Source organism: Acidithiobacillus ferridurans (assembly GCF_003966655.1).
Lineage (GTDB): Bacteria > Pseudomonadota > Gammaproteobacteria > Acidithiobacillales > Acidithiobacillaceae > Acidithiobacillus > Acidithiobacillus ferridurans.
Window position 1 is genome coordinate 2,453,849 of record NZ_AP018795.1, and the last position, 18,585, is coordinate 2,472,433.

The window sequence follows — 18,585 nt, forward strand, 5'->3', positions numbered from 1 at the left end:
CGGGATGAAGCATTATTCAGCAGAACGTAAGGCCGCTGTATTGCAGAAGATGTTGCCGCCCACCAGTTTGTCCGTGGCAGAACTGGCCAAACAGGAAGGGATTTCTGATGTTACGCTGTACCATTGGCGTAAGCAGGCGATAGCGAGTGGGGCGATGAGTGCAGTGACCAAGAAGACAGCAGAGGGTTGGTCTGCCGAGTCCAAACTGGCAGCGGTGGTGGAAACGGCCCTGCTGTCCGAGGTGGAGTTGAGCGAATATTGCCGGGAGAAAGGGCTGTATCCAGACCAGGTAAAAGCGTGGAAACAGGCTTGTATCGTTGGACAGCAGACCGCCACCCAACAGAAACAGACAGCGGGTGCGCAAGCCCGTGCAGACCAGAGACGGATTCGTGAGCTGGAGCGGGAACTGCGTCGCAAAGACAAGGCCTTAGCCGAGGCGGCTGCGCTGTTGATCTTGCGAAAAAAATTGAACGCCCTCTGGGGGGACGACGCCGGGGAAGATTAACCCCGGTCCCGGAGCGGCAACAATTGGTCGCCTGGATACAGGAAGCGGCTGACGGCGGCGCCCGCCGGTCGCGGGCCTGCGCAGAAGCAGGTTTATCATTACGCACCGTCCAGCGATGGACAGAGGAGCAGGGAATGGTGAAGGCGGATGCCCGCACGACGGTCGAACGACTGGCACCCAGCAATAAGCTGAGTGAAGCCGAGGTGCAGGAGGTGCTGGACGCCTGTCATCGTCCGGATACTGCACACCTGCCACCGACCCAGATTGTGCCACGGCTGGCGGATGAGGGGGTTTATCTGGCATCGGAGTCCACCTTCTACCGGATCCTCAAGGCCGAGGGCATGGGGGCACGGCGTGGCCGTGCGCACCCGCCCCGCAAGGAGAAGTTACCCACCACCCATACGGCCACCGCAGCCAACACCGTCTGGTCTTGGGACATCACCTATTTGCCGTCGCCGGTGCGTGGGCAGTACTACTATCTCTACCTCTTTGAGGATCTTTACAGCCGCAAGGCGGTGGCCTGGGAGGTCCATACGGAGGAGAGTGGCGAGTATGCCGCTGCGCTCATCCAGAGGGGTTTTATGGCGGAGCAATGCTGGCGGCAGCCACTGGTCTTGCACTCCGACAATGGCGCCCCGATGAAATCATCTACCCTGCTGGCCAAGCTCTACGATCTGGGGATCACCCCATCCCGGGGCCGACCACGGGTCAGCAATGACAACCCGTATTCAGAGTCGCTGTTCCGGACGCTGAAATACTGCCCACAGTGGCCGGAAAGCGGCTTTGCGGACCTCGACACCGCACGAATCTGGGTGCGTGACTTCATCGCCTGGTACAACCATGAGCATCGTCACAGCCGCATTCGCTTCGTCACCCCCGCCCAGCGTCACCGGGGCGAGGATCATGTGCTGCTGGCGAAGCGCCATGCCCTCTATGAGGCAGCCAAGGCGAGAAACCCAGCGCGCTGGTCAGGCCGCACACGCAATTGGACACCGATCGGTGCGGTAGATCTGAACCCGCAGCGACAGGATAAAAAGGCCGCTTAAAAAATGGGTGACGCGACAACTACCTTGACAGACGCCGGTACCTTGGCATGCTGGCCGAACCGGCCTATCGGCGATCCACCCAACCCAAACCGCAACTCGGGCCTTTCTCAACCATGCTTGAGCAATGGCTGGCTTTTGATGCCACCTTACCCAAAGCCCGGCGGCGCAGCGCCCAGCGTTTGTTCGAGAGCTTGCAGGCCGAGGGCTATCACGGAGCCTATGACAGCGTTCAGCGCCATGTGAAGACATGGAAGACAGCGTCATCGGGGCGTGGCACGGTCACGCAAGCCTTCGTGCCCCTGTCCTTTGCAGCCGGCGAGGTCGGCCAGTTCGACTGGAGTTACGAGCATGTGGTACTGGGCGGGGTGACGCAGACGATCAAGTTGGCGCACTTTCGGCTGGCCCACAGCCGGGCAATGTTCGTGGTCGCCTATCCCCGTGAGACGCAGGAGATGGTATTGGATGCCCATGATCGGGCATTCGCCTTCTTCGGCGGTGTGCCGCAGAAGATGGTCTACGACAACCTCAAGACGGTGGTCGATGCGGTGTTCAGCGGCAAGGAACGCCAGTTCAACCGACGTTTTCTGGCGCTGGCTAATCACTACCTGTTCGAGCCGGTGGCCTGTACGCCTGCCTCGGGCTGGGAGAAAGGGCAGGTCGAGAATCAGGTGGGCAATATCCGGGAGTGGTTATTCACCCCGACGCCCCATTTTGCTGACTTTGCTGAACTCAATGTTTGGCTTGAGCGTCGCTGCCGGGAACTGGCCGAACGAATGCATCCGAACAAGCTCTGCCGCATTACCGAGGCTTGGGCGGCGGAGCAACCGGCACTGCGGCCGGTCACGATGCCGTTCGACGGTTATGTCGAACAACCGCAGCGGGTGTCCAGTACCTGTCTCATCTCGGTCGACCGTAACCGGTACAGCGTGCCAGCCGCCTGGGCGGGTAAAGTGATTTCAGTGCGTATCAGCGCCACCCATGTGCGGATCGTGGCCGAGGGGAACGCAATTGCTGAACATGAACGTCTGTTCGGGCGGGATCAACTGGTCTGCCAGCCCTGGCACTATGTGCCGATCCTCGAAACCAAGCCCGGGGCACTGAGGCATGGTCAGCCCTTCATCGAATGGCAGCTCCCTTTGGCTATTGAGCGGGTGCGCACCTTTCTGCTCAAGCAGCCCAAGGGCGACCGGGCCTTCGCTGATCTGTTGCTGGCCGCCCGCAGTAGCGGGCTCGAAGCGCTGGATGTGGCGTGCCAGTTGGCCTCGGAGCATGGGCAACCCCATGCCTCGGTGGTGCTCAATGAGTTACGCCGTCTGACCGAGCCGGAACGAAGTCCTGCGATGGCGGTGCCTGCCGTCCTGATCCTGCGTAATGAGCCAGTCGCCGACTGCGGGCGCTACGATAGCTTGTTGGGAGGATGCCATGTCTGAGTCCAGCCACCTGAACCGCTTGCGCGGCTTGAAGTTGTACGGCATGGCCGAGGCGTGGCGGGAATTGCAGGCGGAGTCGCCCAGGCACCCCATCCCGCCCGAAGGCATCCTGATGCGCCTGCTGGATGCCGAACAGGCCGACCGTCAAGCACGTAGCCTGGCCTATCAGCTCAAGGCCGCACGCTTTCCCGTACACCGGGATCTCAGTGGTTTCAATTGGCAGGAAGGTCCACTAGAGCAGGCTCGGATCGAACAGCTCGCCCAAGGCGGCTACCTCGACACTGCCCACAACCTGATCCTGGTCGGCGGCACGGGTACCGGTAAAACCCATCTCGCCACAGCCCTCGGTGTCGCTGCCGTGCAGCAGGGCAAGCGCGTGCGCTTCTACAACGCCGTGGATCTGGTCAATCTGCTGGATAAGGAAAAGCAACTGGCCAAGACCGGGCATCTGGCCCGCCAACTCACCCTGATGGACGCGGTCATCTTGGATGAACTCGGCTATTTGCCTTTCCCCGAATCCGGCGGCGCCTTGCTTTTCCACCTTATCAGCCAGCTCTACGAGAAAACCTCGCTGATTGTCACCACAAACCTGAGCTTCGGCGAATGGGTCAACGTGTTCGGCGACGCAAAAATGACCACTGCCCTGCTTGATCGCGTCACCCATCACTGCGACATCCTTGAGACCGGAAACGACTCCTACCGCTTCAAACAGCGTAAAAAGTCAGCCTAAACCCTGGTCAAAATTGGACGCTGTTAGGCGGTCAATTTTCGACACTGATTGACACATAAGGTCACCTCACAGTTTGTAAAGAAACCATCCCTCACGAGAGGACTGAGGCTCTATGTTGAATTCAGATGCTCACACTTGCCACCACATCCTCCGCGCATCGGCTTCGTCCAACAGTGTTTTTTCCTTGACTGAGGAGTCCACTATAACCTACGGTTAACTTGTTGGTGGAGTTGGTATAATTATTATCCGCTAACATTAAAATACCGTGATTTATTTTTGCGACTTACCCAGTGAGGTGTAATGTCATGAGCAAGATCAGAGACGAAGTATTATCAGCGAATAGTAAGTATACTAAAGATTTTGGAGACAAGGCCAAGCTTCCTATGCCTCCTGGTCGTAGATTTGCCATCTTAACCTGTATGGATGCTCGCTTGGATCCGGCAAGGTATGCCGGACTGGCTGAAGGAGACGCTCACGTCATCCGTAATGCCGGTGGCAGGGCAAGTGATGATGCCATCCGTTCTTTAGTGATTTCCTATAAACTATTAGGCACACGAGAATGGTTTGTCATCCATCATACGGACTGTGGTATGCAGACATTCACAGATGAGATTATGTGCAATCTTTTGCGCAGCAGTCTTAAAGGAGCAAGCATTGATGCGAGTGGTTGGCACGATGCGGGTGGCGGTGGTGGCTCTACAGAAGGCGATTATATTAAATGGCTTACTATTGGTAAACAGGAACCAAGCGTTCTGGAAGACGTGCAACGCATTCGTAATCACCCACTAGTACCCTCAGATATTCCAATCCATGGCTACATCTATGACGTGCATAGTGGGAAGTTGGTTGAGGTTCCAGAAGCGTGTGCAGCCGGACGCGCAAAAAATTAACCCTCTTTCGGTTCAGTTAAATCTCTTCGAGTCTGATTCCCCAATGCTTGCAGAAAAATCTAACAAATACTACCTGAGATAAGACCCGCGGCTTGCTGTTGGGTCTTTTATTTGTTTGGAATACAAAATATCCAGCATTCGATCAACCCCTTGGACCTAATGACCGCTTTCAGTCTTTAAGAGTCATCTTAAGTGCGAAAAAACTTCTGTGGTACTCCTTTTAGATCACGCCGCGCGAATACTTTTGTTTGGAGCGTAGTGCAGCGGCATGAGGCGATCCTCCGCAACCGCTAGGGTGATATAGTCGTCGCCCACAAGGAACTCCACTTCCACGTAACCAGGATCTAACTCTTCCACGACAGTCCCGACCTGGCCACGCAGAAGATGTTGCTCTGGTATGGGTTCCAAAAGCGCTACAACGTCGAGTAGTTTCATGATGTCCTCACATAGCAACTTGTCAGCCTGGGAACGTCTTCTCCAGTCCTGATGATCCAACCTGTGCGAACGATCGCGGACTTTCCCTGGTGCTGCATGACAAAATCCACCTGGTATCGCTTGCCATGGCTGTCGGCCACCTTCTCGGTGGCCTCATTGCTTAGTATGGCACGGAGGCATGCTGAGCGCAGCAGCTCGGCATCTTGCTGGCCTATCCCCAGGCACGAGGCGAACACCCTGGCCTTGTTGCCTCCGGCAAGGTGACCGGGATTCAGGGTGTATTCTCGTAGCTTGCGAATGTCCAGGATCGCCCTTTCTGCATTGGGTAGCATCATATCTGTCAGAGGCAAGCCTTCGATTACAAACGAATACCAGACAGGATCATAGTGCATTTCCTGCAGCTGGACCATATCTATGCGAGTCAGCCCCGGCAATTCTCAGCCTCACGCGGCTGAATAAGGAGTAGCAAGTTTTGCCCTTTATCCGAAGTTTCCCGGATTGGTCCCGATGCCGACCATGAAGTTCCGGAGCACCGGGTGGCGTGATCTGGGCGCTGTGGAATGGTCGGTGATGCAGCGGAAGCGTAAACGTTCAGCCAACCCACCCTTGCGGGTTGGCGCCAATCAGGCTAATGCAGATTTTTTCCAGTTCCACGGCAAGAGTTCGTGGAGTTTTTTGTTGGGCCAGGTCGGGAGCTTTTCGAGCACGTCACAGAGGTACGCGAAGGGCTCGATGCCGTTGAGTTTGCACGTTTCGATGATGCTGTAGAAGGACGCGGCACGCTCGCCACCGGCATCATTTCCAACAAATAAAAAATTCTTGCGACCAATGGCCACGCCCCGCAGCGCTCGCTCCACCGGATTATTATCGATGCTGAGTTGTCCTTCTTCGAGGTAGAGCGTCAGTGCTTTCCAACGCTTCAGCGCATAGCCGATGGCTTTAGCGATGCCACTTTTCGGCGCCACCTGCATCTGGGTTTCCGTGAGCCAGGCATGGAAGGCTTCCAGCAGGGGACCGGCACGCTGCTGCCGGGCGGCGACTTTCTGATCTGGTAGAGATTCCTTGATCTCCGCTTCGATGGCGTAGAGTTTGACGATCCAGGCCAGGGCCTTCTGGGCTACCGGACTGGGACCCCGCTGTTCCACGTCATAGAAGTGGCGGCGGACATGCGCCCAGCATCCCGCTTCGATGATCTGTTCCTTGCGGTAGAGGGCATCATACCCCCCATAGTCATCGGTCTGGAGGATGCCTTGCCAGTCACCCAGAAAGTGCTGCGCGTGGATCCCCTTACGGTCCGGGGCATAATCAAAGACCACGACGGGATGCGGGGCATCCGCCTGGCTGCGATACACCCAGAGATAGGCTTTGTCCGTCTTGCCGCTGCCGGGGTTGAGGACCGGCAAGGGCGTCTCGTCGGCGTGCAGAATCTTTCCTTCCAGCAAGGCCCTTTTGCAGGCTTCGGCGAGCAGGCTGATCCAGTATTCGCCCTGACCCAGCCAGCTGCAGAGGGTGGCGCGAGAGATCGGTACGCCCGCTCGCTGGTACTGGGTTTCCTGCCGGTACAAAGGCAGGTGATCCACGTGTTTCGCCGTCATCACATGGGCCACCAGGCGCGCCGTGGGCAAGCCCTTGTCAATCACCTGTGCCGGTAATGCCGGACTTTCGAGGGTACCGCAGGGGCGGCAGGCCAGTTTGGGGCGGATATGGCGAATGACCTGGAAGCGTCCGGGGATATAATCCAGTTTTTCGCTGATCTCTTCCCCGACCGTTTCGAGTGGACCCCCACATTGCGCGCAAGTGCAAGTCTTGGGATCGTGACGTACTTCTACCCGGGGCAGATGGGCGGGGATCGCCATGCGGCCGGGGTGCCGGCGTACGGGACGGGCGGGGACCGTTACGGTCTGCGCGTCGGCGGCTGCTCCCTCTGCACGGCCAGCGGTCACGGCCGCACTGTCTTCCAGAACGGTTTCGAGGAGGCTTTCCATCGCCGCGATTTCGGTATCCAGCGCTTCTTCCCAAAGACTGATCTGGTCGGGAGAGAGCTTTTCCGAACGGCGTCCGAATCGCCAGCGCTGCAGTTTGGCGATGGTGCTTTCCAGGCGGGCGATGGTTTCATCGCGCAGGGCAATGGCCGCTTGCTGTTGGGCGATGATCCGGGTGCGTTCCGCTTCCTGTTCCTCCTGCTGTTGCAGCAGGCTCAGCACCAGATCGCGCAGGGCGTCCGGGCTGGTGGGAAGAGGCGTTTGCGGCGCTGAAATCATCAGAAAATAGTATCGGAACTGGGCTATTTATACAAGAAATTCCCGCTAGTTACAGCAGTGTTGGTGTGCATTTTTCCAGGCTCGGTAACGGCGTCCACGGGCGCCCCTCTACCAGCATCGCCCACTGCGCAGCGGAGAGTTCTATGGCACCGGCATCGGCGCGGGGCCAATGGAGTCGTCCCTGATCCAGACGGCGATACACCAGCCAGAAGCCCAGTCCATCCCACAGTAACAATTTCAGACGATCCCCTCGGCGGTTGCGAAAGACAAAAGCATGACCGCAAAAAGGATCGGCAGCCAATACCCCCTGTACCTTGGCCGCCAGGCCATCAAAGCCTAACCGCATATCTACGGGCGCTGCCGCGAGCCAGATCCGGCTGCTCGAATTTAGCCACATGGTCTTTCCAGAATCTGCACCAAGGTCTGGAGCCAGCTGGTATCTACCGGCGCCGCAAGCTTCAGGCTACGACCGGATAACAGGTGAATTTCCACCGGTGAAACAGGCGTCCTGACCGGCGCGGCCAGAGTTACCGGCAAAAACCCTTCGGGCACGGCGGACAGCAACGGCGTTTGTACAGAATCGGCAAAGCGTTTGCGCCAGTAATGCAGCGTGGCTACGGCGATCCCCGCCTGCGCACAATAATTCTTGACCGACTGTCCGCTCGCCTGAAATCCCTCTACCTGCTGCCGCCAATAAGCGACTTTCTCTTCTTTCTTCATCACCATCCCTCCGCGCTGAATGCAGATCAGGATCGGTCAGGTCAGGAAATTTGGGAAGGTGGGTTGCTTAGACGCTTACGCGGAAGCGGTCGTTCACATCTAGACTGGAATGGGTAATATCTGCCAGACACGGTCAACCTTGACGCGACTACCCCCCTTAATCTATAAATTCTAGATTGTTAAAGACCATTTTTACCTCTTCCTCACCATATTTTCGCTCCAATCGTTTGATTGTAAAATGGCCAGTAGCCATATCTTGATAATGGTCTATAAATAGCGTGTTTATAGTTGCACCACCAGCAGCACCAATAATTGGAATTAGCTGTGCCATAGCCATTTCAGAAACCTGCACATTAAATCTAACAGTTATCTTAGTTACAAGATTTATCAGAGCCGGAATATTGCTAGAAGCAATCTCTGTTACATTTTTTGAAGAAAGATATGATGCCGCTTCAGTTATCAAACTGGCTAGTGAAGCTCTTATTGCATAATAAGATGAATCACCAAGGTTTTCAGAGGACTTTCCAGCGCCAAAAGAAAAAACTGATAAGCATTCAAGCATTACATCATCTTGTTTTATGTTTTCCCCATTCTCTCTTGCTATATCCGCAATAGATCTTAACATTATGGTTGTTGATATTGGTAACTCTACTGCTATAGCCATTACGCCAAACGCTCCGCCAATAGCTCCAGTAGCTGCTGCAGCCATCATATGTAATCCTTTTCTTGATTTTTTTTGTTCGGAATCCAGAGTCCTAAGAGCAACTTCAAGCGCTTTATTTAATGATGCATTCGTAGCTTTTGCTATTTTTTCCTGTACATTTTTAGGCAAGATGTTGATGCCTGATTCTATCGGCTTCCCAATCACATTAGTTATTTTAACTATAAATGGTGAACCATCTAAAATACTTTTAGCATTTATTATCTCATCAATTTCTTCTTTTTTTATTTTTGTTTTAATTTTGGCTGGCAGCCTGTATTTTAAATCCTTATTGGTTGCTCTTAAATGTTGCCCAGACGCCGCCGTTGCAAAGTTTTTAATAAGACTTATAGCCCCATCTATTTTATTCTCATTATCAGAATATATTGTAGAAGCGTTTTTTGCTGCATCTAACGCTTTGCCAGTGATATCTTTCAATGTCATATCATACCCCGTTTGTTGTGATTCGTATTTTATTGGTTGGCTTTTCTTTGCTGTGATGGGCTTGGACGGTTTATTCATTGTCGGTAATTAAGCGCAGGAGCGCGATAATTTCGCTGCCAGAATCCAACACCCACCCATAACCAGCCATATTTCAAAGATGCCTCTTTGTCCGGTTTGGCCGAAGTCCGGGCGCTGACTATTCCCACCTTGAATGGCCGCTTTGGGTCATTTGCCTCCCGCTGCTGAATGTCTGCAAGCAGTCTTGAACTGCCGTTCAGCCTGGCCCCGCTGCCAGCGATTTTACCACCGATCATGGAGTAGCCCGATTCAACGACGGCACCAAGTCTTCGGAGTGTGCATCCTTCTTCAAGGCATTGCCGTCGTCAGGCATCCTCCTTCCCTCTGGGTTCCACGTCAATCAGATTTCGGGCAACTACCCCTCATAGCCAAAATACCACAACTTTTCGTGGCTTCTCACCTTTCCTGCGGATGCGCTGCTCGATGTGCCCCGTGATCTCTCCGCCAGCGTCGAGCTTTTGCAGTACGGCATCCCGATTGCCGTCTTTGCGATAAAGCCATCCAAGAGGCGTTTGCGGGTAACCTCCCAGCCAAATCCCCACCGCATTAGGATCATAGGGATTGGCTGTATCCCGAGCAACCCGAACCTGGTTATCCGCTGGAATGCCAGACAGGCCAGAAGCTTCAGGGAACTCCTGGTTAAACGCAAGATTTGAAATTCGTCGCATGGTTACTAGCTATAGCTTGCGGAACCAGCCACCGGAGCATTAGCCCCGGTCCTGTTGCAGCCCAAAGTCGCCATGCAGGCCGTAACAAAAGCACCTTTGAACATCGGGCATTCCTCCATATCAGAACCCGCTTGGGTATAGATCAAAGAATCTGGAGATACCTGAAGAGGCGCACCCGAGTCCGATCTATACCTGGCCAGGAATCAGACTCAGAGTGAGGGTGAGAGGGATGAACTACGAGGAAATCGAGATCCCAGACGAGCTGCTTTGTGGGGGAGCTTTTATCGAGGGCGGGGCGCCAGACCTGCTCATCGCCGCGGCTTGGGCCATAAATGGGTATCGGTGCCCTGTTGACCATTTGCAGCAAGTAGAACCAGAGGAAGACATCGATGATGCGGAGTGAATTAACTCTCAACGCGATCCCGCAAGACCTTAGAAAAGAACTTGTCTTACTGGCCGACTTGCTCCCAGAGCAAAGCCCATTGCCATATACAAAGGCCAAACTCCTGGTACTGTCTTGGAGCAGGCTCGGCCAGGATGCCCTGGCCTGGGCCGGAGCAAACCTGATCATCAAGATTGATCCAGCCCCCTACGAATCTGGAGATCCGGCATACGGCCCCACTCCCATGCAGGCAGTGAACCGATCGGTTGACCTTTGGAAGCCGTTCACACTTGAGCACTGGCGAGAACATGTGCGAGAAATGAGCCTGTTCGACCTGGCTGTTTACCTGAAACTGAAGGTGGGAACGTGGGGAACGACGCCGATAGCCCGCCGGCGGCATGTCACAAAAGATCGGCTTGATGATCTTGGACTTGGGTGTCAGATTCACCCTGCCAACTCGACTACCTCGCTCTTCATATGTGGCGAGCGATCGCTGCTTGAGATTGTTGAATTAGACCTTGCGGACCAGATCAAGTGATGTTTTGCGCACCACTTTGGAGCTGGCTGGCCATGTCGGATTTGTACCGCGCGGAGGGACATTGGTGGTGTGGGCCGGAGCGCAGATCTGCTTAGTAGTGACGGCAGAGGTTGAGTGCAGTCTGAGTGCAATTTGTTGCACTCTACTGGCTGTCAACGCCTTTCAGTTCCTTTTTAAATAAGTATCCACAAGCATGCAAATGCCTTCACACGGCAGGGGTCGCAGGTTCGAACCCTGCACCGCCCACCAGATAAAACAAAATGTTAGGCGCTACCACGAGCGCCTTTATTTTTCTCTGTGTAATTTCTGGCGTAAATCCGCTAAAAGCCGCGTCCATAGCCTTTCTCTGGGCTGGAGCCCTACGCCCAAGGCGGGTACGGTCTTCGCCTTGGTTTATACCTTAGCTACAAGTCGCGACGACGGCTCGACCGGCGGGATCGGGGTTTCCATGTGAGTTGGTTGGCACTCATAACCCGTCTTGCCTCGCCAGTTCTTTGAGTGCGTAAATCAGGTCTAGGGCCTGTCTGGGGCTGAGTTGGTCCGGTTCCACCTGGCTCAATCGGTGTACCGCCGGATGGGGAGCGGCCTGGAAGAGGGAGAGTTGGGCGGGCGCCGGTTGGCTGAGCGACGGCCTGGAACTTTCTTCCAGTTGACGGAGGCGTTGGCGGGCGCGCTGCACAACCGGGTCAGGAACCCCGGCAAGCCGGGCGACCGCCAGTCCATAACTCTGCGCGGCTGGACCACTCTCTACCCGATGTAGAAACACGACCTGATCGCCTTGTGTCAGAGCGTCGAGATGGGCATTGCGCAAACCGGGCATATCCAGCTCCGTCAATTCAAAATAGTGAGTGGCAAAAAGTGTGCGGGCGCCCCGTTCCGCCAGGGCTTCCGCTGTGGCCCAGGCGATGGACAGGCCGTCGTGGGTGGCCGTACCCCGACCGATTTCATCCAGAATCACCAAGCTTTGTGCCGTGGCGAGATGGAGGATACGCGCCGTTTCGCTCATTTCCACCATGAAGGTGGAACGACCTCCGGCGAGATCGTCGGCGGCGCCGATACGGGTGAAAATCTGGTCGATGGGGCCGATGATCGCTTCGCGGGCAGGCACCCAACTGCCGATGTGGGCGAGCAGGACGATGAGCGCCGTTTGCCGCATGTAGGTGGATTTGCCGCCCATATTGGGACCGGTAATGAGCAACATACGCCGTTCTTCGTCAAAATCGAGATCGTTCGGGACAAAATTGCTGCCAATCTGAGCTTCGACGACCGGATGACGGCCGTCATGGATGTGTAACACCGGTTCCGCGACGAAATGCGGGGCGCTCCAGTGCAGGGTGACGGCGCGCTCGGCCAGTGTGCTGAGCGCGTCCAGTTCGGCGACTGCGGCCATGGCGTCCTGTAAGGCCGGCACCTCGGGTGATAGGGTTTCCAGCAGTTGCGTGAAGAGCAGACGTTCCCGGCTCAGGGCCAGACTTTCCGCCGAGAGGGCCTGGTCTTCAATCGCTTTCAATGCATCATTGATGTAACGTTCGGCGTTCTTGGTGGTCTGGCGGCGGCGATAGTCGTCGGGAATGGGGCCCTGGTAACTGCGGGCGATTTCGATATAAAAACCATGTACCCGGTTGAACTGGATTTTGAGCTGAGCGATGCCGGTGCGCTGGCGCTCCTGCTGCTCCAGGTCACGCAGCACCTCCTGCAGATTCCGGCTGAGTTGCTGCAGGCGATCCAGCTCCGCATCGTGGCCGGCACGGATGTAGCCTCCATCCCGCTGGGTCATGGGTGGAGTGTCCACCAGGGCCTTTTCCAGCAGGATGCGGAGGCTGACGAAAAGCGCTATGCGCTCATGAAAGACGTCCAGGGCGGGATGCCCTGTTTCCTGGAGGACGAGCCGCAGTCCGGGGAGTGCCTGGAGGGTGCTGCGGAGCTGGGCGAGATCGCGGGGGCTGGCGTTGTTCAGGGCTATGCGGGTGAGAATGCGTTCGGCGTCCGCGATACCGTGCAAGGCTTTCTGAATGGCAACCGGTCCGCTGCCTGGGGTGAGTGCGGCGACGACTTCCTGGCGGGCCGCCACCACGGGTCCTTGCCGCAGCGGCCGCAAGAGCCAGCGGCGGAGCAGGCGCGCACCCATGGTGGTCTGGGTTTTTTGCAGCAAGGCGAGCAGCGTAGGGCCATTCCCATGCATGCTTTCCACCACCTCCAGCGCCCGTAAAGCGGTTGCGTCGAGATGGAGCTCCTCCTCGGCGCGCTCCGGATGAATCCGCTGGATTTGGCTCAGACTGCTGCGCAACCGAGTCTCGGCATAGTTCAGGAGTGCGGCGGCAGCGCGCAGGGCGAGGGGCCAGTCATTACACCCGAAACCCACCAGCCGTTCTCCGAAATAGCGTTCAAGTACTGCATCGCAGCGTCGCGTCTGAAAGCCGGTTTTCTCCAGAAATTGCAAGTTTTTCGGGTCGATTCCAGGGGGGACCGACGTATCTTCCGGGGCGATGATTTCGGCGGCAGGGCGGCGCGCGAGCATATCCGCGACAGCCGTGTCGGCCACTTCACGCACCATGAGGCGGCCGCCGGCGGCGTCCAGCCAGGCCATGCCGCAATGTGTGCCTTCCGGACACAGGGCGAGCAGCAGGGGCTCCTGTCCGCCATCCAGCAGGGCACCGTCAATGATGGTGCCGGGGGTGATGATCCGCACTATGGCGCGTTCCACCGGACCCTTGGCAGTAGCGGGGTCGCCGATCTGCTCACCGATGGCCACTCGTTCGCCCAGACGCACCAGTTTGGCGAGATAGCCATCTACGCTCTGGACGGGTACCCCGGCCATGGGGATGGCCCGTCCCGCGCTCTGCCCGCGGCTGGTGAGAGTGATGCCGAGGAGCGGGGCGGCCTTTTCGGCGTCGTCAAAAAATAGTTCGTAGAAATCCCCCATGCGGTAGAACAGCAGGGCATCCGGGCACTGTTCCTTGAGCTCGAAGTACTGGCGCATCATGGGGGTGTGCCGAAGGGCGCCGGGATCATTCACCGGGCCGGCGCCCCGTTCCCGCTCCGCAAGCGGCGGGGCGGGTGTGCTGCGCTGTTCCATCGCGACGGGTTGCTTGTTTTTCGGCTCAGGCCGATGCCATCCGATAGATCTCGTCCTTGAGGGCGAGGCGGCGTTTTTTCATTTGTTCCAGCACGCTCTCGCCGGCGGTAGCATCGTTGCGCTCGATATGTTCGATTTCCGCGGTGAGGGCGTTGAACTCGTCAAGGGCCTTGGCAAAGTGCACATTACTTTGTTGCAGGACATCCATGTGGGCCGCGAGTTGGGGAAATTCCTTTTTCAGATCCTGGTGTTCCGTTTGCATCTTGCGCTCCTTCCGGTTGCCTGGGCCCGAGATCAGGCCTAGGGTGCTAGCCTACGAACTGCAAATTAGCATTGTGCCCGTTGGCTGGGCAAGCGTCTGCGTCCTTGTGGTTGAAGGAAACGGGAGTGGGCGTTACCATGAATAACAGCAAATATGACTTCAAGGGCTCCAAGACGATCAGGAAACGGGAGGTGCAAGCCAGCATCCAGGGGATCAACTGCGGGTGTCGGGCAAGCGCAGGGACAAGTTGCAGACGATCATTGCCGCTTGCGCGGGCAGGGTTTTCGGTTCCGCCCCTACGGTTCAGTAATTTTCGGGATTGACCATGAAAGACGCTGTCCTGCGGGCTAGGCACTCCTTGATGCCCACAGATCGTCCTTCGACCGGGCCGACGCTGCGGGCCAGTAAGGGGCGGTTTCGGCTTCTGCAGGTCTTGGGCGGCGATGGCCGTGGCGGGGCGGACCAGGTTGCCCTGGCGTTGGCCGATGGCCTGCACGAGCAGGGTTTTGCGGTGGCGTTCTTCGTGCCTGAGGGCTTCGTGCGCCATCAGCGGGAGCGCCTGCGCGGGCGGGCGGTCACCGTTGCCCAGTCATTTTCCCCCTTCAGCGTAGCGACCCTGGGGGCCCTGCGCCGGGCGGCGCAAGGGACTGATCTGGTGCTTACCCATGATTCCCCGGCCCGGCATCTGACCCTGACGGCCAAGGCCCTGGGTGACCTGCAAGCCCCTTTGTGGTTCATGCGTCATTGCATCGTGCGCCCGCCGGCCCTGCCCTGGGCGCCTTGGCAGCGGCTCTGGGTGGCGCATCAACTGGCCGCCAGCGAAGTGATCGCCGAGAGTCTCGTCGCCAGTGGCTATCCTGCCCAGCGGGTCACCCGTCTTTATGCGGGCCGCGATCTCTCGTCTTTTTTCACGGCAGACTCTCCGACCATCGGCGTGCTGCGGGGCCGTCTCGGCCTTGATCTCCATCCGGCGCCTTTTTGCATCGGCATGGTGGCCCGTTTCGATCGCTGGTCGGGCTGGCATCCCGAGGTGGCGCATCCCAAAGGCTTTGATGTGCTTTTCGCAGCCCTGTCGCGGCTGGATTTTCCCTATCGCGTCCTGCTGCTGGGTCCGCCTCATCCAGAAGACCACGAAGCCCTGCGCGCCATGGCCCAGATCCACGGCGCGCGTCCCGACTGGCTGATTTTTCTCGGCTTTCAGAATGACATCTCGGCCTATTATGGGCTGATGGATGTGAATGTCCTACCCTCGCGGCGCGAGGGGCTGGGTCTGGCGCTGGTGGAAGGACTGGCCGCCGGGGTGCCGGTGTTGGGTAGTGGCAGCGGCGGTATTCGCGAAGTGATCCGGGATGGGCACAATGGTTTTTTCTTTCCGGAGGGTGACGCTGTCGCCCTGGCAGGTCTGTTGATCCGGCTGGCGCAGGATCCGGAGTTGCGGCGGCGCCTGGGTGAGGAGGGCAGACGACAACTGCAGGAGGCCGCCTTTGATGAAGGCCACCTCGTGGATGGTTTTATGGACTGTTTGGCACGGGAGCATCCGGTCTCTGTGCAAGGCGAGAGGATGCCGTAACGCGGTGGGGGAAAGGGCAGTGGGGTGTAGGCGCGGTATCATCACAGGAGCGCAACGGGTGGAAGCAGTGGAACAGCAATTGCAGGCATTGGTGGGGCGGCCGCCCTGTTCAACCGCGAGGTAGTGTTTCCCTGGCGACGATGGTGGGATGCCAAGGCGGATGCGGCCCCAAGGATGACCGCAGGGCGGATGGTGTGTGCCATGCTTGCGGAAGCATCGTCCTTCCCGCCGCGCGCAGGAAGGACGCCGGGATCAATTGCGGTTGCCGCCGAAAATTTCGAGCAGCGCCATGAAGAGGTTGATGATATCCAGATAGAGACCGACGACCAGCAGGACTGGCTCCTGAATGCCGCCGCGAATCATCCGCTGGGTGTCAAAAAGGATCAGGCCGCTGAAGACCAGCACCAGGACGCCCGCAATGGCGAGTTGCAACGCGGGGATGTGCAGTAAGAAGATGTTCAGCAGAGAGACCACGATGGCCAGCACCAGACCGGTGATCAGGAAACCGCCGATGTTGCTGAAATCCCGTCGTGTGGTGACTGCATAGGCGGAAAGTCCGACAAACATGGCTGCGGTAGTACCCAGGGCTTCGGCGATGATGGAGGCGCCGCCCGGCATCCGCAGATACATCTCGATGGCGGGACCCATCATCATGCCCATGCCACCCGCAAACAGAAAGACCAGGGGGACGGCGAAGGGGCTGCGATGCGCGCCGGTGTACTGCACCGCAAAGAGCAGGGCAAAGGAACCGATCATCAGGATGAAGGGATGTTCATAGGCAAACGGCGAATGCATGCCGTAAATGGACGCTATGGTTGAAACGACAAGCGTGGCCGCAAGCAGTGCATAGGTCTTACCCATCAGCGTGCCGATGGCTGTGCCGCTGCCCGACCCGGGCGGATTCATGCTGTCCGGAAATTGGTAAGGGTTCTGGTCCTGATTCATGTCTGACTCCTGTGAATGATCACGCCGCTAGCATAACGTAAATTACGTTTTCTCGCCTCTTTCCGAGGAATGGGGACGCCGGAGGAAAAAAGCAATACCTGGGCAAAGCGGCCGGGCAAACAATGAGATGCTGCGTTTTCAGCAAAGTTCCCCAGGCACGGGCGCTTGCCCTAGGCGAGACAGGCATTTACCCTGCATCTTTTCGCCGGGTCCCGGACGAGGTTTTGCATGCGCGCATTGATTTTTGATACAGAAACGACGGGTCGGGTGGAGCCTGAGCTGATCGAGGCCGCCTGGCTGGCGGTAAGCGATCTGCGGACGCTGGAGGTCGAGGAGCAGTTCGTGCAGCGTTATCGGCCGGCCAAGCCCATCGAGATGGGAGCCTTGGCGGTGCACCATATTCTTGAGGAGGACCTCCTCGAGAGCCCGCCCGCCAGCAGTTTTCGCCTGCCCGAGGACACCGGGTACCTGGTCGGTCACAGTATAGATTACGACTGGGGTGTGATCGGCAAGCCCGACGTTAAACGCATCTGCACCTATGCCATGACCCGCAAACTCTGGCCCGAGGTGGACAGCCATTCCCAGTCGGCATTGATGTACCACTTCAGCAAGGATAAGAGAAAGACCCGGGACAACCTCAAAAATGCCCACTCGGCACTGGCCGACGTGAAGTTCTGCCGGATTCTGCTGAACAAGGTCATCCTCTCGGTACGGCCCAATTCCTGGGAAGATTTATGGGAGTTCAGCGAGCGCGCCAGGATTCCCGAAACCATGCCCTTCGGCAAGCACAAGGGTGTGAAGATAGCCGACCTGCCCGATGATTACCGGCGCTGGGCTCTGAACAACCTTACCGATATGGATATCTACCTGCGCAAGGCGCTGGAAGCCTGAGCTTCGGCAACCTTGTTCAACAGCAGGGTGCCGGTTTCCCAGCCGCTGTGACCGGCGGCGATGAGCCCGTCTTCGTGGCCGGCCATCCGGATGAGCAGCGGTAAGTGTGTCTTTCCGGCAAGATCGGATACGGCCAGGGCCATGGCGGGGGTGCCGTATTCCGCATCCGGGGGAGTGGCCGCCAATCCCAGAGCTGCCGCCTGTCGCCAGAGCTGCGGATGGTGGATATGAAAAACCCAGCAAATATCAGGATGGGCGTCATAACAGGCGGCATGGCTGAGGGCCTCCGAGGAGGGCGGCTGTGGTCCTTCGGCACAGATTCGGTTATGGACGATGTCCCAGTGGGTGACCTGACAGAAATGTTCCGGCGCCAGCGCCCTGAGGTGAGCAGTCTGGGTGGCGGTGATCAGAAAGCCGCTGCGGCAACGACAGCTCACGTTGCCAAAACCGATACCGCCGTAACGGGCGGGGTCTGCGCCGATCAGTCCATGGGCGTGCAGGACATCGCGCCAATGGCTGAGGGTGGCCCGGAGTGCGCAGGCGATGACCGGCCCCGCCTGCCAGTCCAGTTGAAATTTGATCACGCCTTCCTGAGTCATATCCCGCCTCAATGCCTGACGAAAATGCGGTGTAACAGCCGGTACCAGCCCGGCACCCTCCTTGGCCGGTGTGCTTTTGCCTCCGGGGGACGGCGCGGGGGCAGGGGGACATTCAGTGGATAGATATCCACCAGTGTTGCGCCCCAACTGCTGCGATCGTTGGCGAGATGAAAACCCCGGACCACCGGCTCGCGCCGGAGAATGGCATGTACCGTTTCGCGCAGCACGCCTTTGCCTTTACCGTGGATGATACGGATTTTCGTGATATGCCTGGTCCGACAGGCATGAAGATATTCGCGGATCAGGTCGGGCACTTCCTGGGGGCGAAAGGAATGCAGGTCGAGGACTCCGTCGATGGGTGCCTGTACGGGATGCGTATTCGGCTCGGGGGTTGTCACCGGTTCGCACCTTCAGC

20 protein-coding genes and 2 pseudogenes are annotated in these 18,585 nt (G+C 57.6%); 10 read left to right on the forward strand and 12 right to left on the reverse strand.

The window, feature by feature from the left end; genetic code table 11:
- Window positions 1-4: 4 nt before the first annotated feature.
- From AFERRID_RS12655 to AFERRID_RS12670, 5 genes and pseudogenes are all read left to right on the forward strand, one after another.
- A protein-coding gene (locus tag AFERRID_RS12655) for an IS3 family transposase (RefSeq protein WP_126605353.1) occupies window positions 5-1,551 on the forward strand; the annotation gives its coding sequence in 2 pieces (ribosomal slippage) (window positions 5-467 and window positions 467-1,551; 1,548 coding nt in all).
- Between the two features lie 44 nt (window positions 1,552-1,595).
- A pseudogene (gene istA / locus AFERRID_RS16255) lies at window positions 1,596-2,381 on the forward strand (IS21 family transposase); the annotation flags it as partial.
- 15 nt (window positions 2,382-2,396) lie between these two features.
- Window positions 2,397-2,981, forward strand: coding sequence for a Mu transposase domain-containing protein (locus AFERRID_RS16260; protein ID WP_404813250.1), 585 nt, complete (start codon window positions 2,397-2,399; stop codon window positions 2,979-2,981).
- Complete coding sequence (istB, locus tag AFERRID_RS12665; RefSeq protein WP_126605354.1) at window positions 2,974-3,711, forward strand: IS21-like element helper ATPase IstB; 738 nt, start codon at window positions 2,974-2,976, stop codon at window positions 3,709-3,711. Before AFERRID_RS16260 ends, istB begins: the two co-directional genes overlap by 8 nt.
- Before the next feature lie 305 nt (window positions 3,712-4,016).
- Window positions 4,017-4,601: a beta-class carbonic anhydrase gene (locus tag AFERRID_RS12670; RefSeq protein ID WP_126605355.1), complete on the forward strand. Its 585-nt coding sequence runs from the start codon at window positions 4,017-4,019 to the stop codon at window positions 4,599-4,601.
- Between the two features lie 225 nt (window positions 4,602-4,826).
- Here AFERRID_RS12670 and AFERRID_RS12675 read toward each other — a convergent pair whose 3' ends face one another.
- From AFERRID_RS12675 to AFERRID_RS12705, 7 genes are all read right to left on the reverse strand, one after another.
- Complete coding sequence (locus AFERRID_RS12675; protein ID WP_126605356.1) at window positions 4,827-5,036, reverse strand: DUF4926 domain-containing protein; 210 nt, start codon at window positions 5,034-5,036, stop codon at window positions 4,827-4,829.
- Window positions 5,033-5,470: a DUF6883 domain-containing protein gene (locus tag AFERRID_RS12680; protein ID WP_232027577.1), complete on the reverse strand. Its 438-nt coding sequence runs from the start codon at window positions 5,468-5,470 to the stop codon at window positions 5,033-5,035. Before AFERRID_RS12680 ends, AFERRID_RS12675 begins: the two co-directional genes overlap by 4 nt.
- Before the next feature lie 189 nt (window positions 5,471-5,659).
- Entirely contained in the window at window positions 5,660-7,297 is a 1,638-nt protein-coding gene (locus tag AFERRID_RS12685) for an IS66-like element ISAfe4 family transposase (protein ID WP_126605357.1), read from the reverse strand.
- 49 nt (window positions 7,298-7,346) lie between these two features.
- Window positions 7,347-7,694: an IS66 family insertion sequence element accessory protein TnpB gene (tnpB, locus tag AFERRID_RS12690; RefSeq protein ID WP_012536650.1), complete on the reverse strand. Its 348-nt coding sequence runs from the start codon at window positions 7,692-7,694 to the stop codon at window positions 7,347-7,349.
- On the reverse strand, window positions 7,685-8,017 hold the full coding sequence (tnpA, locus tag AFERRID_RS12695; protein ID WP_012536651.1) for an IS66 family insertion sequence element accessory protein TnpA: 333 nt from the start codon (window positions 8,015-8,017) through the stop codon (window positions 7,685-7,687). The genes tnpB and tnpA overlap by 10 nt, the downstream gene beginning before the upstream one ends.
- Window positions 8,018-8,174: 157 nt before the next feature.
- Complete coding sequence (locus AFERRID_RS12700) at window positions 8,175-9,161, reverse strand: EcsC family protein (RefSeq protein ID WP_126605358.1); 987 nt, start codon at window positions 9,159-9,161, stop codon at window positions 8,175-8,177.
- 440 nt (window positions 9,162-9,601) lie between these two features.
- Window positions 9,602-9,907 carry a hypothetical protein gene (locus AFERRID_RS12705; protein WP_126605359.1) on the reverse strand — a complete coding sequence of 102 codons (306 nt, stop codon included), beginning with the start codon at window positions 9,905-9,907 and terminating at the stop codon, window positions 9,602-9,604.
- Window positions 9,908-10,136: 229 nt separating this feature from the next.
- Between AFERRID_RS12705 and AFERRID_RS15200 the strand changes: the two genes are divergently transcribed.
- Window positions 10,137-10,310 carry a hypothetical protein gene (locus tag AFERRID_RS15200; RefSeq protein WP_172959375.1) on the forward strand — a complete coding sequence of 58 codons (174 nt, stop codon included), beginning with the start codon at window positions 10,137-10,139 and terminating at the stop codon, window positions 10,308-10,310.
- Window positions 10,297-10,827 carry a hypothetical protein gene (locus tag AFERRID_RS12710; protein ID WP_126605360.1) on the forward strand — a complete coding sequence of 177 codons (531 nt, stop codon included), beginning with the start codon at window positions 10,297-10,299 and terminating at the stop codon, window positions 10,825-10,827. Before AFERRID_RS15200 ends, AFERRID_RS12710 begins: the two co-directional genes overlap by 14 nt.
- 466 nt (window positions 10,828-11,293) lie before the next feature.
- On the opposite strand, the gene mutS is transcribed toward AFERRID_RS12710, so the two are convergent.
- Both mutS and AFERRID_RS12720 read right to left on the reverse strand, forming a co-directional pair.
- Window positions 11,294-13,903: a DNA mismatch repair protein MutS gene (gene mutS / locus AFERRID_RS12715; protein WP_113525716.1), complete on the reverse strand. Its 2,610-nt coding sequence runs from the start codon at window positions 13,901-13,903 to the stop codon at window positions 11,294-11,296.
- A 25-nt stretch (window positions 13,904-13,928) separates the two neighbouring features.
- Entirely contained in the window at window positions 13,929-14,165 is a 237-nt protein-coding gene (locus tag AFERRID_RS12720; RefSeq protein ID WP_113525715.1) for a YdcH family protein, read from the reverse strand.
- A gap of 205 nt (window positions 14,166-14,370) precedes the next feature.
- Between AFERRID_RS12720 and AFERRID_RS16265 the strand changes: the two are divergent.
- A pseudogene (locus AFERRID_RS16265) lies at window positions 14,371-14,475 on the forward strand (DUF520 family protein); the annotation flags it as partial.
- Window positions 14,476-14,490: 15 nt separating this feature from the next.
- Window positions 14,491-15,735 carry a glycosyltransferase gene (locus AFERRID_RS12730; RefSeq protein WP_113525713.1) on the forward strand — a complete coding sequence of 415 codons (1,245 nt, stop codon included), beginning with the start codon at window positions 14,491-14,493 and terminating at the stop codon, window positions 15,733-15,735.
- A gap of 252 nt (window positions 15,736-15,987) precedes the next feature.
- Here AFERRID_RS12730 and AFERRID_RS12735 read toward each other — a convergent pair whose 3' ends face one another.
- Window positions 15,988-16,680 (reverse strand): Bax inhibitor-1/YccA family protein, encoded by a 693-nt coding sequence (locus AFERRID_RS12735; protein ID WP_009563706.1) that lies wholly within the window; start codon window positions 16,678-16,680, stop codon window positions 15,988-15,990.
- A 228-nt stretch (window positions 16,681-16,908) separates the two neighbouring features.
- Here AFERRID_RS12735 and AFERRID_RS12740 point away from each other — a divergent pair, with 228 nt between their 5' ends.
- Window positions 16,909-17,571: a putative quorum-sensing-regulated virulence factor gene (locus tag AFERRID_RS12740; RefSeq protein WP_126605361.1), complete on the forward strand. Its 663-nt coding sequence runs from the start codon at window positions 16,909-16,911 to the stop codon at window positions 17,569-17,571.
- On the opposite strand, the gene AFERRID_RS12745 is transcribed toward AFERRID_RS12740, so the two are convergent.
- Together AFERRID_RS12745 and AFERRID_RS12750 are read right to left on the reverse strand one after the other, a co-directional pair.
- Entirely contained in the window at window positions 17,544-18,170 is a 627-nt protein-coding gene (locus AFERRID_RS12745; protein WP_126605362.1) for a class II aldolase/adducin family protein, read from the reverse strand. The two genes, AFERRID_RS12740 and AFERRID_RS12745, sit on opposite strands and share 28 nt — an antisense overlap.
- 8 nt (window positions 18,171-18,178) lie before the next feature.
- Window positions 18,179-18,568, reverse strand: coding sequence for a Smr/MutS family protein (locus AFERRID_RS12750; protein ID WP_113525711.1), 390 nt, complete (start codon window positions 18,566-18,568; stop codon window positions 18,179-18,181).
- Window positions 18,569-18,585: the final 17 nt, after the last annotated feature.

Bases quoted from the DNA above. Each gene is read 5' to 3' on its own strand.
- AFERRID_RS16260 (WP_404813250.1), top strand. From the start codon at position 2,397: ATGCCGTTCGACGGTTATGTCGAACAACCGCAGCGGGTGTCCAGTACC.
- istB (WP_126605354.1), top strand. From the start codon at position 2,974: ATGTCTGAGTCCAGCCACCTGAACCGCTTGCGCGGCTTGAAGTTGTAC.
- AFERRID_RS12670 (WP_126605355.1), top strand. From the start codon at position 4,017: ATGAGCAAGATCAGAGACGAAGTATTATCAGCGAATAGTAAGTATACT.
- AFERRID_RS12675 (WP_126605356.1), bottom strand. From the start codon at position 5,036: ATGAAACTACTCGACGTTGTAGCGCTTTTGGAACCCATACCAGAGCAA.
- AFERRID_RS12685 (WP_126605357.1), bottom strand. From the start codon at position 7,297: ATGATTTCAGCGCCGCAAACGCCTCTTCCCACCAGCCCGGACGCCCTG.
- tnpB (WP_012536650.1), bottom strand. From the start codon at position 7,694: ATGTGGCTAAATTCGAGCAGCCGGATCTGGCTCGCGGCAGCGCCCGTA.
- tnpA (WP_012536651.1), bottom strand. From the start codon at position 8,017: ATGAAGAAAGAAGAGAAAGTCGCTTATTGGCGGCAGCAGGTAGAGGGA.
- AFERRID_RS12700 (WP_126605358.1), bottom strand. From the start codon at position 9,161: ATGACATTGAAAGATATCACTGGCAAAGCGTTAGATGCAGCAAAAAAC.
- AFERRID_RS12705 (WP_126605359.1), bottom strand. From the start codon at position 9,907: ATGCGACGAATTTCAAATCTTGCGTTTAACCAGGAGTTCCCTGAAGCT.
- AFERRID_RS15200 (WP_172959375.1), top strand. From the start codon at position 10,137: ATGAACTACGAGGAAATCGAGATCCCAGACGAGCTGCTTTGTGGGGGA.
- AFERRID_RS12710 (WP_126605360.1), top strand. From the start codon at position 10,297: ATGATGCGGAGTGAATTAACTCTCAACGCGATCCCGCAAGACCTTAGA.
- mutS (WP_113525716.1), bottom strand. From the start codon at position 13,903: ATGGAACAGCGCAGCACACCCGCCCCGCCGCTTGCGGAGCGGGAACGG.
- AFERRID_RS12720 (WP_113525715.1), bottom strand. From the start codon at position 14,165: ATGCAAACGGAACACCAGGATCTGAAAAAGGAATTTCCCCAACTCGCG.
- AFERRID_RS12730 (WP_113525713.1), top strand. From the start codon at position 14,491: ATGAAAGACGCTGTCCTGCGGGCTAGGCACTCCTTGATGCCCACAGAT.
- AFERRID_RS12735 (WP_009563706.1), bottom strand. From the start codon at position 16,680: ATGAATCAGGACCAGAACCCTTACCAATTTCCGGACAGCATGAATCCG.
- AFERRID_RS12740 (WP_126605361.1), top strand. From the start codon at position 16,909: ATGCGCGCATTGATTTTTGATACAGAAACGACGGGTCGGGTGGAGCCT.
- AFERRID_RS12745 (WP_126605362.1), bottom strand. From the start codon at position 18,170: ATGACTCAGGAAGGCGTGATCAAATTTCAACTGGACTGGCAGGCGGGG.